Source organism: Clostridium sp. LIBA-8841 (assembly GCF_034439435.1).
GTDB lineage: Bacteria > Bacillota > Clostridia > Clostridiales > Clostridiaceae > Sarcina.
The window spans coordinates 437,227-454,238 of the sequence record NZ_JAPCKJ010000002.1; the positions used below are offsets into that span (position 1 = coordinate 437,227).

A 17,012-nucleotide genomic window follows, 5' to 3' on the forward strand; every position below is an offset into this window, starting at 1 on the left:
TTCTGTTTTAAAACTCACTTTAAACATAGACCTTATAAATTAATAGCTCTAAGTCTCTAGAATATTTATCTAAAGTCTTAGAGCTATATTTTTCTATATTTACCAGCTTAAAGTGCTTTGAGTTGCTATTTTTTGATACTCATTGCAACATATAAGCTTACAATCCTCTCCTCCAAAGTGTTCTGAGAAATAAAGTCTTTCCTCTTCAAGCTCCTCTAATTTCTCTATATCACCTTTAAGATAAGCTTTAATTCTGTACATAGCAGAATCACATCTTGCCATAACTCCTCCAAGTCTTATATCTATGACCTCAAAGCCTTGACCCTTGCATTCCTTGTACCATAGCTCTCTAAAGCTCTTGTGGAAGTTCTTTAACTTCTCTTGTATTTCTGGAATGAAGTTATAGGCAATAAGTCTTAAGGCGTCTATATCCTTTTCTAAATAAGCCTTTCTTATTTCTAATCCAATCTCACTCTTAACTGAAAGATAAGCAGCAAACTTAGAGTACATCTTAAACATTGACTTAAAATCACCACTTCTCTCCCCTATTTCTTCATATTTTTTAGAAAGATTCCTATAGTAATCCTCTAAAGGTAATTCCTCTAAATGCTTATCAAAAGCTCCTAAAAGTATATCTTGATATGCTATATATTTTGAAGGATTACAAACTTCCATATTTGGAGTTTTAACTGAAGGAACAAGATCTAGTTCCTCTAAAGAAGTAAAGTCTCTCATACTTAAACCTGTTAAAGCCTTACATCTTTCATCTATCCACTCTTCATCTACATTCTCATAGTAACCATGCTCTCCAAAAAGTATAAGCCCTACAATTATTGAGTATATTGGAGTTTCTGATCCATCATCTCCCCAAGCAGTAGCAAAGACCTCTTTTATTCCTTTTGCCTTACATTGATTTAAGGCAGCATTTGTTGTAGTAAAAGTCTTTGAATAGTTTGGTGCAAAGCCACTCCATCTCCAACATCCACCTGCAAAGATAATATTATTTTTAAATGCATCCCTAATATCTAAAAGCTTTTTGTATTTTTCTTCATCAGAATTATAGTAATCCCAGTAAACTAATGAAACCTCTTCTGGAATATTATTAGCTATTTCAGGAGTTATTACTATGTCAGTATCATAGTATCCTCCATCTGGTGCTCCACATCTTAAGAACATATCATCCCACATCATTGGCTTAAAGTTATATTTCTTAGCTATTTCATTAACATTATTTAAATGTTCTACCATAAGTTCCTGATGAGGAACATGTCCATGTTTAGTTAAATAATGACCTCTTCCTAAATCAAAAGCTTCATCCATTCCTATATGAATATTCTTACTTCTAAAGCATTCTCTTAAGGATGAAATCATTGCCTCTATAAACTTGTAAGTCTTTTCTTCTCCTACTAAAAGCACATCATGAGTATCCTTTATACCTTCACCATAAGACCATCTTAAAGTTTGTTTTAAATGAGCTAGAGTTTGTATGCATGGTACAACCTCTATACCTAGGGAATATCCATAATCATCAATCTCTTTTAATTCATCCTTAGTATATCTTCCTCTCATATATCCAAAGTATGGATATCCATCAACCTCATAAGTATCCTCAGTGTAAAGCATACATCTATTGTGACCCATTAAAGCCATGTACCCTAAGATTTTTTTAACCTCTGAAACTCGATAAACAGCATTTCTTGAAGCATCTATCATTGCTCCGACTGAGTAAATACAAGTTTTTTCACTTTTTGAAAAACTCTCTTCTCCATTTTTAGCAAATTGAAGATATAAACTTAAAGCCCTAAAAAAGTGATGCTTCTCCTTATATCTTATTTCATTAACTACTCCTCTAACCACTTCTATGACATTTTCTGAACTCTCAGGAAGCTTTAAAACATCTATCTTTTCTAAGTTTACTAGACTTACTTCCTCATTTTCTTTCTCATTATAAAGCTGAAAATCAATTAGCCCTTCTAATCCCCTAACAGCCTCAGACATTTCCTCATTTAACCCAACTAATTTAATTCTCATCTTTATTCTCCTCTCATACTAATCTAGAAATTATATAAATTTAAACTTATGTTTTAAAGTACAAATTACTTCAAAACAAAAATTTATATCTTAATAAATATGTGACACTTTTTTAATCTAAACTGACTATTAGAAATGCTTTACAAAATTAAGTTATTTCTAAAAGATCTGCTAAAAATCAGCTTTCATCTAAACCATAGTATAATTTCCATCCGTATTTTTATATAATTATAAAAACACTGAATATAAATGTAATTACTAACATATTTAAGATTAATGTAGTCATATCTGACTTACTATTATTCTCTTTAACCCTTAAATAACTATTTAATATTGATGCAACCGCAAAAACACCTAATGGGATAAATATAACCCATCTAATATGGTCTTTTATATACTCACTTAAAACTATCAACATTGTAAGTACCCAAAAACTAACACCATATACAGCCTTTATTTGTTTACCCCATCTCATAACATCTAATCCCATAAATTCTCCCTATTCTCACTTATATACTTATACAAATAAACAATTACATATACTCTAATAAGTTTTTATTTAATTTTCTCTTTTCCTAAAATAATTTTTAAGATCTGTTTCTTATATACTTCCACATAAAACTCAAATATCCTACTTAAAAATTTATTTTATGATAAATAAAAATTCTTTTTTATAAAAAATGAATTTTTTATTGACTAAAAGTTAACTTGAATATATAATCTAATTGAAATTGATTATCAATAACAACAAAGGAGGTAGACTAATGCTACTTATAATTTCAATATTAATAACAACATTCTTGAGTATTGTCTATTACAAACAAATAAAAAAATATTCTTCAATACTCTACGTAATAGCTACTCTAATAGCTATATTTTTCATAGTATTTATGAAAACTGATTTACATAACTATGTACCGAAATACATAAGTAAATATACAATAAGCATATTCTCTAAGAGTACTTTTTCACTAGCCTTATTTACTATAGTAATGTACACGGGAACTTTAAGTAATTCCTTTAAATACAAGAAAAACCTAATGGCTATAAGAGGTGAGCTTTCAATAATAGCCTGCATTTTAACCTTAGGACACAATATTTTATACGGAATATATTATTTCCCTACTTTCTTTACTAACCCACACTCTTTAACCTATTATAAGCTTTTTGCAACATTATTGAGCTTAATCATGATATGTTTAATGCTCCCTTTAATGATTACTTCATTTCAATGTGTAAGAAAAAGATTGCCTTATAAAACTTGGAAAAGAATTCAAAGATCAGCCTATTTATTTTATGGTCTAATATATATACATATAATGCTTTTATACATCCCAAAGTATACCAATAAGCTTTTTGAAATACTATTATATAGCATCATATTCTTTGCATATTATTTCCTACGCATAAGAAAGTATTTTAAAGATAAAGTTAAAGCTTAATTTTAGCTTATAAAATTTATTAACATATAGGAATAAATAGACCTTATACTTTTAATATACTAAAAATGGACAAGTTAATATTTGACTAATATTAAATATTAAATAATATACTTATCTAACATTTAATATAAGAAAATATTTATATAAATTTAAAACAATAGAACTTATAAATAGTTAAAGAGCACATTTAAATGAATTTCAATTTTTAAAACATTATATGAAAATTTTTAGCTAAAATCATACTATTCAAATAATAATATACAAATTAATAGCTTTAATTATATAAATTCAAACTACTAAGCAAAAACTCTATAATTTCATTTAATCATCAAAACTATTTATAAGTTCCTTTGTTTGCTTTTTAATAAACTCCTATTTAAATTCCTCTGGATATCTTCTCTTAAGTTCCGGAACTGCCCATCCTCTTCCTGTTTGTTCTAATCTTTCACAATATGCTTTTAAATGACCCTTAGCGTGATAAGGACCTCCTTCTCTTATTACAGTCCAAAGTGGGTCAACATCACTTTCACTAGTCATCATCATTTCATCATGCCATTCTTGAAGAAGGTATGCTCCTTCCATGCATAACTCTCTTCTTACCTCTGCTAAGTTTCTTATTTCATGAGGATCATCCACCACATTGAAAAGCATTTCTTTTGGGAATAAATGATATCCATCATGATAAGTTCTTATATAGATATAATCCTTAAACCTAACAGCTCTTTGGCATACATGAGCACATTGTCCTAAAACCAAGTAATCTCTTCCTGCATCTTCTCCAGTTAAAATGCTTTTGGCATAACTTTGCCCATCCCAATAAGCTTTTTTCTCCTTACTGAATAGCTCAGCTAATGTTGGCGCTAAATCTAAGTTGTAGTGGAATCCACTATCTCTATATTCCTTCATAGCTCCTGGCCATTTTATTATCATTGGAATCCTAGTTGTTGCGTAATCTGCAGTTCCATGCTCTGCATAAATTCCAAACTCACCCATTGCCTCTCCATGGTCTGAAGTTATTATTATGGCAAGGTCATCATATAGCCCTTTATCCTTTAAAGCCTTAAGTATTTGTCCAATATGAGAATCCATATAGTTTATACCTGAATCATATCCATCAAAGAACTGTATAAGTTCATGGTAACTTTTAATCTCACCTATATGTTTTGGAAATCTTGGAGATGTATCACTATTGTACATTCCTATTTCTCTTGCTCCATGAGGACCAATCTTGTTTTTGCGATGATCATTGAATCTCTCTTCACTTATCCATCTCTTAAAACCATCTCCCTCAAAAGGATTTTCATACTCTTCTGGAGTTCTATAAGGAGTATGTGCATCCCAATAGTTTACATGAAGAAACCAGTTATCCTTGTTCCCATTATCTTCTATCCACCTTAAAACAGTTGGAGTTACTTCCTCTGCTGACTCTGCACCACACCCTCCAACATTATGAAGTTCATTAAACCCTGCATTAAACCACCAAGCACTATGTCTCTCAGCAAAGGTACTTATGGATGCTGTGTAAAAACCCTCACTTCTTAAGAACATCGGTAAACTATTAAAGCCCATGCTATCATTAAAATCTCTCTTCTCACCATCAATTCTAAAATCAGCACAAACTCCTCCATGGTTAACAACTCCTGTATGTATTCCAAATCTTCCTGACATAAGTGCTGCTCTTGAAGGAAGACAAGGTGCATCTGAGCAATAATAGTTTTCAAAGATTATACCATCTTTTGATACGCTATCTATATTTGGAGATGTATTTCTACTATACCCATAGCAACCTAAATGGTCAGCTCTCAAGGTGTCTAAATCTAGCATTAATATTCTCATTTTCTCAACTCCTTTAAATAGAATGAATTAACAATTCTCTCTATCTATATACTTCAACATAACTCTCTAAAATCCTATGTGAAAATTCTATTTATATTGAATTAAATAAACTTTGTAAAATGTCATAAAGATAATTAATTAAAATAAAGCCTTAATTTTTTAAATATTAAAGCCTAAGGAAAAATTGATGAAATAAAAACATAAAATTGTAATAAAAAAAATAAGCACTATATATAGTGCTTATTTTAAGTTTCTAGCCGTTTTGTAATCTAAAGTACTCTACAATATTAAAATTATATTTTAACTACGCAGTATTCTTGATAATGAACATTATTATTAAAATATTATATTTTGAAATCTAATTGCGTACTTTCCCTTTTCTTATTAAACCTTCTTATATGGATTTCTGTACAAATTATAGGGCCAAGTAAAACCAATACTATTACTAAAATATATCCTAAATTAGAAATTTCTAAACTAAACTTCTCTAGTATTAAAGTAAAAATCACAGAAAGTATAAAAGATACTAAAGAAGGTTTATAGATATAATTATTTGCCTCTTCCCAAGTTTCTCTATCCTTCATTGCATACTTACGTTTATATCCTACAAAAAGATTTGGGTATTCCTTGTAGTCATCATGTAGTTTCTTACATATAAGGCCTACAACAAATATAACTGTTCCCATAAAAATTATAACCAAAAATATTTACTCCTTTCCTTAATAGAATAAAGCTACCTTATATCCAACTATAATTTCATATTTTTCCAAATCATACATATTTAATATTACCACTAATTTCTACCAAATTCATTCACCAAATAAGCTTAAATTCATTTACCTATGCTATTTTTTTATAAATTCCTTCTCTTTAAAGCAATACTCTTCAAAATATAAAAACTTAATGAAAACTTTGCATATAAAATTTAATTAAGCAAATACTAAGTTATGAAGAGGGTTTTTTTAATACCTTCTTTCAAAACTACTTACTTTTTAAAAGCTTATAGGTCTAAGACTTAATAGCCTATCTCTTACAATTATTAAAAAGTGTAATAAATAGATTTAGTCAATCAACTTTAACTCTCTCAAGATTGTTGTCACTTCGTTTAATTAAAGAGAATGCCTCTCTTCAAAGAGACCTTAGATCTATAAGCAATTTATTTTTACTAAGGAGGAAACCACTTTATGAAACCAAATCCAGATGATAGAAGAGATAATGTAGATAAGATTCAAAACAATATTGATAACACAGTTAAAAATATTCATGAAGCTGAAACTATGATTAACTCAACAGATAATTCTAATACTAGAGCTGAACTAAAAGCAAAGAACGAAAGAAGAGAACAAGCACTAGATTCTATGATTGATGAAATTAAGGAAGAAGCATGCCACAACAAAAATTCTTCTAAATAAATACTTTCAGGTAATATTTTAAAAATTAAATTTATTATAATTTAAAGTAAGACATATTTTAAGCTAGTTCTGAAGAACTAGCTTAAAATCAACATTCACATAAAACAAAGCTTAAGGTAAAAAAGAAAAGCTATTCCTCCCACTGAATAGCTTTTCATATACGCACATAAACATATACAATATAAATTAATACTTTCTGATGTCTTAAATATTATCACTAACTTTAGTATTTAACAACTTCTCAAAATGAACAAAAACTTACATATATTACAGTAACAAATTATTTTATCACATTATTCTAACCTAACTTTTAATTTCGTTAAAATATTCACTTTACTTATGCTATCTATTATCTACTTCGATTTCGATAACTGAAATTGGTCGTACCACCTTATAATCGCCTATTTTAATCTCCTCTTAACTTAAAATTTATCAAAAAAGTAGGTATTTTTATAAAATATTTTTAAGCTATAAAAACAAAAAAAATTGGAATAATTTTTCACTTTTTTTCATATATTTTAACTTATTATTGCTTTTTAAATTAATCATAAAATCCCTCTAGTAAGGTTTATGCTTATTACTAGCTAAAAATCAATATTTAATCAAAATATAGTCCACCTATTAAACCATATAACTTAAGGTTCCCTTAGGGAAATATTCCTTTATCAGTTCTAATATTAATTTTTCTGCTGGTTCTCTTTCCTCACTTTTGTATTGATATTTTCCTCTTCCTTTTGGTTTCATTTTAGTTCTATGAAAAATATCGACTGCATGTAACATACTAGCTCTATTTATCATGTCATTTGAAATACCATAAGTCATGAATATAACCTCTATAAAAATTTGGTCTTTTAACCCTTCATTTAATTTTTCCCCTAGAGTTTTAAACATCTTTCTATAAAGATTTTCCCATCCCTCTACTAAAATAACTGGAGCTATATTTAATCCTATTCTATATCCTGCCTTATACATCTTATTGGCTGCTGCTATTCTCTCCTCTAAGGAACTTGTTCCTATTTCTACCTTCCTTATTATCTCCTCAGGATTAACTGAAATTCTCATTTGAGTATTTCCATTATGCTTAGCATCTAAGAGATCATTAATCATGTGAAACTTTGTAGCAAAGGTAGCTTTTGCATTTTCAAGCTTTCCAAATTCCTCAATTGCCCATCTTAAATTTCCTGTTATGGTATTTTCCAAAACCAAATCTGAGTTACATCCTAACTCATAAGTTGCCATCTTCCCTATCTTCCTTATATTTTTCTTTACTTCATTCATTATTTCATCTCTATTTACAAAAACTCTTAAATAAGAAGTAACTCCAAAATTGCAAACTAAATAGCAATAAAGACAACTTGCAGCACATCCACTAGAGGTAAAGGGTACTATGAAATCTGCACTTTTGTCATTTTCCGTAAGCTTTAAAGTCTTTCTTGTACCTAAAACTAAGTACTTCTTAAGTTTATTAAACTCACTATGAGGCTGAAATCTAAGCTCATTGATTCTATGATGAGACTCTATCTCTATGATTGGAACTCCTAAAGCTCTATATCTTTGAAGAAGCTCCCTCCCTTGAGCATATGCTATTATTCCTGGTTCATAATAAACCCTTACTGGCCTAAACTCTCTCATTTTCTCAATCCTTTCCTTAAATCTTTTATTCTCATAGAAATTATTTTTCCTTTAGTGTTTCTCTTTTATTCCTTAAATCCTCTACTTTTACATAAAATCTTATAATTATTTACTCAGAGTTTTTTCTAGTTTCGAGTTAATATAAAAATGTTACCTCCTTAACTTACCAATATGGTATAATCTTCTAGATAATATTTTTAATAACCCCAAGAAGAAGATTATTTGTATAATAAAAAACCTTTTGGGATAAGCTTTATTGAATGATTTTATCCTTTTAAAGCTACTTAAGAAATATTTTCTATTGTATCTTTAAAGATATTTGCATAGGAAGATATCCTTTTCAGTTCTTTAAAGACTGGATTTTTCAATAATTAAGGAGGTTTTAGTTTGAGTTATTTGCCAATAATATTTATAATTTTGTCATTTATTAATATCTTATATGACATAAGATGCTACAAAAGAAAGTCTATTACTCTGAATACCCCCTATAAAGTTATAGTAAAAACTAAAGAATATTTTAAAATCCAATTGATTTTAGGACTTATACCATCAATATGTATTATAATTTTTAGTTTACTTTTTAAATTAATTGGAAGCCTTAGTTTATATACAATAATTTGTATTTTCCCTATAACAATAGCCTTTCCATACTTATTAAAAACAGTTTCTATAAAAGGAAATTATGTTGATATTATAGAACCTGAACTTTAAAACTTACATTTGGTTAAAAATCTAATACCAGCAAGGGACAATTTAATATGTTAAATATTATAATATTTTAAAAACTAATAACATTAAACTCATTAATTAATAGTAAAAACTAACTTTTTTTAAAAATCAGCTTAAAATAAGAATGAAAATAATTAACTTTGTACTTTATCCACAGGATTTCCAGTTTGATATTGTTTACAAACAGATTTATAATGAAATCGTTAATACTTAAAATAAAATATAGATTTAGGAGAGTGAGAGATATGTTAAGTAATATTGTCATTTATCTTAATTATGCTATCCTGGTAGCAATTATTATAGGTGGTATAGCCTTAATAGTTACAAGTTCCAAAAAGCATTGGCATCAGTAAACATTTGAGTTTTGACAAAATCTCACACACATAAATAATCTATGCATTTAAGTTTTGACATAAAAATGGACTTATTGAGCTTTAGTATAAGAATAAAGCTTAATATTTCCTACTCCAATTTTATTTACCTTTTTCTAGAGTGAGTAACTCTAGATTTTTTTCGCTCAAAATATCAAAAACCTATGTAAATGACACCTCTAACTGGATTTTTTCAAATTAGAAAATACAAATAAAAGATATTTGTGAATTTACTTTAGGCATACTCAAGTAAAAGCATAAATATTTGATTAGTTCATATACTTGAAATTATACGAATTAAATTTTAATCCACTCTTTAGACCAAACTAAAAATCAACACTAGTTTAAAACATAGCCAAAATTAAAATAGCAAAAACTATGCTTTACTATTTTTTAGTTCTTTTAAATCAAATACCTCTTATTGATAAACAGTTTTTTGATTTAATGGTAATTATATGCTCAGTATAGGAATATAATCCCCATCTCAATTTACATATTTTATATAGTATTGAAAATATTAAGAAATTTAAGTAAAATCATTTTAAAGGAGCTAATCTTTATGAGAATAATAGAAATTTTATTTCTTTCCTTGGCATTTATAAAGATTCTTTGGAATATAAAAGCTTTTAAACAAAAGAAAAACACTTCAATGAAAAATAAATTTAAGGTTATAAATACAGAATATTATGAAATGCAATTAGCCTTTAGTCTTTTAATTTTTTTCCTAATTTTGATTCTATCTTTAAATAATATTAATCACCTTGGCTTATATTCAGCATTATGCGCATTATGTAATTTAATCTGCTTATACATCTTAGAAAAAATTGCATTAAAATTTGGTTATATATCATTAAATAAGGAATAAACTTTGAAAGGATTTATCCATACTGCAATAAGTCTCTATTAATAAGAAATGGTTAAAGAAATAAAAAATTTAAAACTTATACATTAATATGTAAGGAGGAATTTTTTTTGGCACTAATGAGTATCTTCTCAATAATTTATCTAATTTTAATTGTATCACTTTTAATTTTAGGAATTTATGCTCTTATTCTGCTTATAAAAGCCTTAAAAATTTACATTAAAAAAAACTCATGAAAATACTAAACTATACTTAATAACTAAAAAAGAGTTATATGAAATAGAAAAGCTCTTAGGAAGTAGCTATTAGCCCTCTTATTCTAATAGGCTTTAAAGCTTCTTAAGTGCTTATTTCACATAACTCTTAAAAATTTTCTAAGTTGTTTAAAATTTATAGGAATATTCTCTACTCACTAACCCCATTGTTAGTAACTACTTTAGATTAATATTAGCTTTAAAAACAACTTAGATCTATTTTTTTAGATTCGCCATTGAATCTTGGCTCCCCGTTGAGCCATACTCACCATTGAGTTTTTACCTGTTTTAGATTTGTTTTTTGCTATTATTTTTAAGAAACCCTAGCTTAAGTTACTCAAAAATAAAAGATAGATACTCTCTTTGAATACCTATCTAGGAAAATCTCTACAAGTTAATTGATAAATCTATATTTTAATCATACTTATCTCTAAGCCACCTCTTTGTAGCTTCACTTCTCACTTTTAAATATGTTTACCAAGTTAAGACCATTACTTTTCAGTAAACTTATTTACTTAAGTTTGGTGTTAATACCCTTCCAGTATGATAAAAATCCAATTACTTGTCTCTTTCCCCAGAAAGATAAACTATTACGGTTGAATTAGGCAGGTCTCCTGGCTCATGACTATATCTCCTTAGATCCTTCCCATGAATCCTCACAGTGGCATATTACCAAGTCGAAGTCATTTACAGTTGCTGGGGGCAGCTTTAGTTTCACACTAAATTCCCTATTAAACATTTCTGCACCTATTTCAAAAATAGATTTTGTATTTATCTACTTATTTATATTATATAAATAAATTCTCTATTTATCAATGTTTTTCCTTAAAAATCCTAATAGTTTAAAGGATTCTCTTAAAAAATTTACTTCTTAGAAACTATTTTCCTTCAATATTTTAGTATATTATTAGTAAAATTGATATAAAAGGAGAATATTTGTGAAAGAAAAAATCAACTTGAAAATTTTAAATTTAGCTGCTTGGATAACTATAATCTTAACCTTTATAACCCCTTTTGAATTAAATTCTGGTGGTTTTAAAACCTGGGGATTTCCCTTTAAATATTTTACAACATATGATTTCCCCCAAGATAGCAATACACTTCTATTTTCTACATCAACCAATATTGGTGGTCTTTTTTCAAATATTGTACTTATATATTTGTTTATTACTATATTACTGTTTTTAAAAGAAAAGCTAAAAAAACATAATAGCTCTACAGAATAATCTTCATACTCTATTTATCAAAGCAAGGGATGTGTATCAAAATAACTTAATAAAGTTTGATACACCTCCTTTTTTCTATGAATTTATTGTAATTCTATGTGTGATTTAATATCTTTTTACCTTAAAGATTCCTCTATTTTATTTATACCCTTTTTAGAAAAGCTTATGTTTTAGGTGAGTGTTTATTTTTTCATATCTCCTTTGGATCTATCGTTTAACTATTTGTAATATTTTGTAAAATAAGTTATAATTAGTATATATTTACAAAGAATTGAGGTGTTTATTATTATTATATTTATAGCTTTTTTAATTATAATTGCAACAAGTATCTCCTTAGGTAGAGGAAAAAGTCTTAGAAAACAGAAATTATTTATAGCTTCCTCTGTATCCTTAATATTAACTGGAATAATCACTACAATTTTAATAAAAAGTGTACTCTTAGTTAAACTAGTAATGGCTAAAGAAGTCAATTATATTGATGATGCCGTTATAAACTGGGCACTTTATCACTTTGATTCTTATTTTAGATGGTCTTATTTATATGTAGTGATAATTCTAAGCGTGCTTATGGTTACACTATACACAAATAAAACTATGAGAAATAAAGAAACCTTAAGACACTTTACTTTTCTATGTATAACTTCCATGGGAGTTATTTTAACTGCATCAGTAATCTACTCTTTCAGTACCGTGAATACAACCTTTAATCTTCCACTATATATAGGGGTAACCTCCATGGCTCAGGTATTCATACTCTATATTCCTCTTGTAGCTATGAGACTTTATATAGGAAATCCTGAGGTTGAAAACACAGTTTTTACTATTTAATATATATTAATATTCCTATTTTCTTCATAAATATTGTATAATTAATATATATTATGAAATTATTGGGTATCTTAAATGTATTTAGCATGTAGGAGGGATTGAATGTGTTTTATTTCATCATAGAATTTCCTATAGGTATGCTATTTTGCACCCTAAGTTACTTGGTTTGGATTAAGAAGAGAATAGATTTTATTCATTATTATCATATAAAAAGTGTTAAAGATATTGATGAATACTGTAATTGTATGGGTAGATGTGTGTTTTTTATAGGTATTGCCTTTTTGCTTCTTTCTACATTTGGATATTTAGGAGTCTTAGAATTAATTATTACTCAAGTATTTATTGGATTAAGTTTATTAATTGGTCTTACTATTCTACTTGTTTCTCATAAAAAACTTACTGGACATATATTTTAAATATTATATCCAAAGTAAACGTTAGCTATAAAATACTTTAGATAATTTCCCGTAACACTATCGGATTTATTTCCATAAATGTTATAATGAACATATTACTAATTTATATTCCTACTATTTATGGAATTTTGTACAAAGTAAATATGAAAGCAGGTGAATTCTCAAAATGGGAAAAAATCGAATTAATTACTTGGTGCAGTTATAAGAACTGATAGTAGATTGTACCAAGATTAATTTATATTACTATCAGGTAACTGCACTAATTTTCTTATAATTAAAAAATTAAAGAAAAGAGGAACAGTTATGAATTATAGTGAATTAAAAGAATTATGGCAAAAAGAAGAAAAAATAAATTTTAAGGGATGGGATTTTTCTTATCTAGGAAATAGATGGAAAAGTGAAGATTTACCTTGGAATTATAAAGATATATTGAAGAAATATTTAAATAAAGATTACAAGTTGCTTGATATGGGTACTGGTGGTGGAGAATTTTTGTTATCACTAAATCACCCATATAATAATACAGCAGTTACAGAAAAATGGGAACCTAATGTGAAGTTATGTAAAGAGCGTTTAGAACCACTTGGAATTGAAGTAAAACAAGTATTTGATGATAATGAATTGCCTTTTGAAGATAACACTTTTGATATGGTTATCAATAGACAAGCATCCTTTAATATTAAAGAGGTAAAAAGAATATTAAAACCTAATGGACTATTTATTACTCAACAGGTTGGTTCTAAAAATAATAGAATATTATCAAAATCACTAATAAAAGACTTCAAAGCAAATTTTCCAGAAAACTCTTTAGCAAATGTATTAAAAGAACTCTCTGAAAACACCTTTGAGATTGTATATAGTAATGAATACTTTCCATATTTAAGATTTAATGATATTGGAGCAATTGTATATTACGCTAAAATAATAGAATGGGAATTTCCAAACTTCTCTGTAGATAACTGCTTTAAAGAATTATGCAAATTAAATGAAGAATTAAATGTTAAGGGTTATATAGAGAGTTTTCAACATAGATATATTTTAACTTGTAGAAACTCAAAATAATCCTAATCTTAAATTTATAAGAATTATAAAAAACAGACAAGTATTCCTTGTCTGTTTTAATTATTTTTATTAATATAATTTTCTAAAGCCTAATACCCCATCTACAAAGCCAACCTTCTCATAGAATTTATGAGCAGATTTTCTGTAGTCTGATGAAACTATGATGGCATAATTACAGTTTTTCTCTTTGGCAAACTTATCTGCTTCACCCATAAGTTTTTTTCCGATTCCCATGCCTCTTGTGTTTTCCTTAACAACAACATCCTCTATAACTAAAAATGGTTCTCCCATAGAAGCTAAAGATTTACAACAAACTCCAAGGATTGAACCTAAGAGCTCCTCTCCTTTTTTAGCTGCAATAAGATAGTAGTTGTCGTCTTGAAGCATTTCTTCATATAATTTTGTTGCATCCCCAACTTTATTTTCAAATGGTACAATCTCTTTGTAAAGCTCTAAAAGTTGTGGAATATCCTCTTTTTGTAGTCTTTCAATTTTAATCATAATTTTTTAGTTTAAAAATAATATTATATTACCTTAAACCATAAACCTCCATCCCTATTATATTTTGTTTCCTCATATATCTCATATTTTTCTTAGCATAATTAAGCTATTATTTTTCAATATTATCCTTGTTATCCTTTATCTTTTCAATATTATTTTTATTGTTATTTAAAATCTCTAAAGCCCCTTATACATTATCTTTACCTACTGGAATACTTAATGCTTGCTTTTTTCCATACTTAATTAAAATAGAGTTTTTATTTTAGCCAAATCAAATTAAATTTATTTGCAAATAACATTAAAGCTTCCTTTGTGATCATGACCATTAAATTTTATTGTATATTTACCACTCTCTTCAATTGGAATCTCAAAGCTTGATGTAGAAATGTTGAATTCTTCAAAAACAACTGTGTTCTTTCCATCTCTAATAATTAAATCTAACTCTCCACTTTCAGACTCAACGTCAACCTTGAAAGACTTCACTTCCTCTTCTTTCAATTTTATATTTATATACTTGGAACCATCAAATTTTTCATAAGATACCTTCCATGAATTATTCTTTAAACCTTCTGTACACTTATACTGTGAAAAACACCCTTTAGATCCTGTACATCCTATAAGAATAGTACAAAAAAATAAACTATCTGCCATAATAGAAAGTAACTTTTTCATCTCTATCCCCTTTCTTAATTAATTCATGATTAAATCCACTAAAGAATTTATTCACTAGGTTAATATTTTTTATGAACTCATTCTTAAAGCTCCTATAAATTTTCCACTTCCGTCCATCCTAAAACAATTTATAAAAAATATACTTTTATCACTTGTATATTATAATTTTTATTATTAAATATCTTTAGTAAGCAAGACTTGTCCAATCTTTTAAATATAAAAATTTGCTTAAATTCAATATAGATTTATTTTATCACTTGAAATATTATAATTAAAAACTTTAAACATATTATTCTCAAAAAATTAACCCTTATTGAAATTTATTCAAAATTACAATAAGGGTTATTTACTAATAAATACTATTCAACAAATGTTTTTTAATCAGATATTTAAGTTTTTGCTTTGGCTATGTTTTAGGTCAATGTTGATTTAGAACATAGTCTTTAATTTAAACATATCTTAGGTGAAAATTGATTTTAAATCTTCTTTTACACCTACTTAATTTAAAACATCTCTATTCTTTTCTTTTTTTAGTAGCATTACTATTAATACTATAGAAATTACAATAAGAGCTCCATAGACAGTGTGCAATGTATACTTAGGAAATCCAAGTACTGTCATATTATTTAATCCTATATTCTTTAGAAAAGCTATTAACATTCCTAAAATAGGTACTTGTACTCCTATTAAAGCTACATAATTTTTAACCTTGCTACTTACAAATAAGGATATGCTAGTTACCACAAAAGTCACTACGTATATAAGAAAAACTGATAGCATTATATATTGCCCAAAGGTTAAGTCAAACCATAATGTAATGTAATTAAATCTAGAATTTATGCTGCAATTCCAAAACTGCAAAGTATTATTTGGAATATACATAGCAAATAAGAATATTAGCTCTAAGGTTGCAATACCAAATGAGGTTATCATTGCTGAAATCACTTTTTTCTTCCCTATCTTTCTTCCCGTCTTAGAAGAGTATTGAAGAAGATTCACCTTATTTTTTTCATCTCTTAAAAATATTGGTGATATTATAAAGGCTACAGTTACAACAATAATTATTGAAAAGTTCGTTATTAAATTATTATAATTATCAAAAGTAACACGACTTAAGACTGATTGTGGCTGATCACTTTTTTCAAGCTCCTCTAATCTTTCCTGCCTATCTGGTGAAATCCCATTAGGTCCATACTCTTTATCTAAAGTTCTTCCATAACTTGCTATTAAACTCTCTCTAGATTGCAATTCCCAAAATAGATATATATTCTCATTAAAATATACTTTTGAATGAAGTTCATCAATTTTTCCACCATAATTTCCTTTTCCTAAACTATCTCTAAATTCTCTATATGATGTAATTCCAAGTTCTTTTGCATCCTCATCCTGCTTTAAATATTCATCTGCCTCTCTTTCTCTTAAGGCTGACTTCTCTTTAAAATTCTCAAATTCCTTTTCATCCATTGTAGTTCCATAATCCTTAAGCATTTCTACAGTTAGATTAAAGTCTGGTGTTTCTGAACCATTTGGAAAATACTCTATCCAAAAGCTCACAAATAAATTACATATTATAAAAACTATTAACCCTAAAATTATTAAGCTTTTTATGCTAAAAAGCTTTTTTATCTCATTAATTATTATTCTCATATTTTACCTCTTCACTTAATTTAATATTTCTCTCTTACTCTCCTTTATAATTGCCATAGCTAAAAATACTATGGCAATTATAATAAATATT

The 17,012-nt window shown here is 27.4% G+C and carries 15 protein-coding genes and 1 riboswitch; of the genes, 7 read left to right on the forward strand and 8 right to left on the reverse strand.

What is annotated here, in order from left to right; translation table 11 throughout:
• Nucleotides 1-99: 99 nt before the first annotated feature.
• Together OIF33_RS07660 and OIF33_RS07665 are read right to left on the reverse strand one after the other, a co-directional pair.
• Nucleotides 100-2,031, reverse strand: coding sequence for a beta-N-acetylhexosaminidase (locus tag OIF33_RS07660; protein ID WP_322503640.1), 1,932 nt, complete (start codon nucleotides 2,029-2,031; stop codon nucleotides 100-102).
• Between the two features lie 220 nt (nucleotides 2,032-2,251).
• On the reverse strand, nucleotides 2,252-2,521 hold the full coding sequence (locus OIF33_RS07665; RefSeq protein ID WP_322503641.1) for a hypothetical protein: 270 nt from the start codon (nucleotides 2,519-2,521) through the stop codon (nucleotides 2,252-2,254).
• 274 nt (nucleotides 2,522-2,795) lie between these two features.
• On the opposite strand from OIF33_RS07665, the gene OIF33_RS07670 reads away from it, so the two are divergent.
• Nucleotides 2,796-3,473: a ferric reductase-like transmembrane domain-containing protein gene (locus tag OIF33_RS07670; RefSeq protein WP_322503642.1), complete on the forward strand. Its 678-nt coding sequence runs from the start codon at nucleotides 2,796-2,798 to the stop codon at nucleotides 3,471-3,473.
• A 372-nt stretch (nucleotides 3,474-3,845) separates the two neighbouring features.
• Here the strand turns inward: OIF33_RS07670 and OIF33_RS07675 are convergent, their stop codons facing one another.
• Both OIF33_RS07675 and OIF33_RS07680 read right to left on the reverse strand, forming a co-directional pair.
• Complete coding sequence (locus OIF33_RS07675) at nucleotides 3,846-5,309, reverse strand: sulfatase (RefSeq protein WP_322503643.1); 1,464 nt, start codon at nucleotides 5,307-5,309, stop codon at nucleotides 3,846-3,848.
• A gap of 344 nt (nucleotides 5,310-5,653) precedes the next feature.
• Nucleotides 5,654-6,010 carry an SdpI family protein gene (locus tag OIF33_RS07680; protein ID WP_322503644.1) on the reverse strand — a complete coding sequence of 119 codons (357 nt, stop codon included), beginning with the start codon at nucleotides 6,008-6,010 and terminating at the stop codon, nucleotides 5,654-5,656.
• A gap of 483 nt (nucleotides 6,011-6,493) precedes the next feature.
• Here OIF33_RS07680 and tlp point away from each other — a divergent pair, with 483 nt between their 5' ends.
• A complete protein-coding gene (gene tlp, locus OIF33_RS07685) occupies nucleotides 6,494-6,721 on the forward strand; it encodes a small acid-soluble spore protein Tlp (RefSeq protein ID WP_322503645.1) in 228 nt (75 codons plus the stop codon).
• A 621-nt stretch (nucleotides 6,722-7,342) separates the two neighbouring features.
• Here the strand turns inward: tlp and OIF33_RS07690 are convergent.
• Nucleotides 7,343-8,353, reverse strand: a complete 1,011-nt coding sequence (locus tag OIF33_RS07690) for a radical SAM protein (RefSeq protein WP_322503646.1) — start codon at nucleotides 8,351-8,353, stop codon at nucleotides 7,343-7,345.
• Nucleotides 8,354-10,012: 1,659 nt separating this feature from the next.
• On the opposite strand from OIF33_RS07690, the gene OIF33_RS07695 reads away from it, so the two are divergent.
• The 5 genes from OIF33_RS07695 to OIF33_RS07715 all read left to right on the forward strand — a co-directional run bounded on the left by OIF33_RS07695 (nucleotide 10,013) and on the right by OIF33_RS07715 (nucleotide 14,101).
• The gene (locus tag OIF33_RS07695; protein WP_322503647.1) at nucleotides 10,013-10,318 is read left to right on the forward strand and encodes a hypothetical protein; all 306 of its coding nucleotides are present in this window, start codon (nucleotides 10,013-10,015) and stop codon (nucleotides 10,316-10,318) included.
• A gap of 837 nt (nucleotides 10,319-11,155) precedes the next feature.
• Nucleotides 11,156-11,335: riboswitch (cobalamin riboswitch) on the reverse strand.
• A gap of 172 nt (nucleotides 11,336-11,507) precedes the next feature.
• Nucleotides 11,508-11,795 carry a hypothetical protein gene (locus tag OIF33_RS07700; RefSeq protein WP_322503648.1) on the forward strand — a complete coding sequence of 96 codons (288 nt, stop codon included), beginning with the start codon at nucleotides 11,508-11,510 and terminating at the stop codon, nucleotides 11,793-11,795.
• Nucleotides 11,796-12,071: 276 nt separating this feature from the next.
• Complete coding sequence (locus OIF33_RS07705; RefSeq protein WP_322503649.1) at nucleotides 12,072-12,623, forward strand: hypothetical protein; 552 nt, start codon at nucleotides 12,072-12,074, stop codon at nucleotides 12,621-12,623.
• A 104-nt stretch (nucleotides 12,624-12,727) separates the two neighbouring features.
• On the forward strand, nucleotides 12,728-13,039 hold the full coding sequence (locus OIF33_RS07710; RefSeq protein ID WP_322503650.1) for a DUF3784 domain-containing protein: 312 nt from the start codon (nucleotides 12,728-12,730) through the stop codon (nucleotides 13,037-13,039).
• Nucleotides 13,040-13,342: 303 nt separating this feature from the next.
• Nucleotides 13,343-14,101, forward strand: coding sequence for a class I SAM-dependent methyltransferase (locus OIF33_RS07715; protein WP_322503651.1), 759 nt, complete (start codon nucleotides 13,343-13,345; stop codon nucleotides 14,099-14,101).
• A gap of 69 nt (nucleotides 14,102-14,170) precedes the next feature.
• Here OIF33_RS07715 and OIF33_RS07720 read toward each other — a convergent pair whose 3' ends face one another.
• From OIF33_RS07720 to OIF33_RS07730, 3 genes are all read right to left on the reverse strand, one after another.
• Nucleotides 14,171-14,602 carry a GNAT family N-acetyltransferase gene (locus tag OIF33_RS07720; protein ID WP_322503652.1) on the reverse strand — a complete coding sequence of 144 codons (432 nt, stop codon included), beginning with the start codon at nucleotides 14,600-14,602 and terminating at the stop codon, nucleotides 14,171-14,173.
• A gap of 282 nt (nucleotides 14,603-14,884) precedes the next feature.
• On the reverse strand, nucleotides 14,885-15,274 hold the full coding sequence (locus tag OIF33_RS07725) for a hypothetical protein (protein ID WP_322503653.1): 390 nt from the start codon (nucleotides 15,272-15,274) through the stop codon (nucleotides 14,885-14,887).
• Nucleotides 15,275-15,772: 498 nt separating this feature from the next.
• Nucleotides 15,773-16,921, reverse strand: a complete 1,149-nt coding sequence (locus OIF33_RS07730; RefSeq protein ID WP_322503654.1) for a hypothetical protein — start codon at nucleotides 16,919-16,921, stop codon at nucleotides 15,773-15,775.
• Nucleotides 16,922-17,012 lie beyond the last annotated feature (91 nt).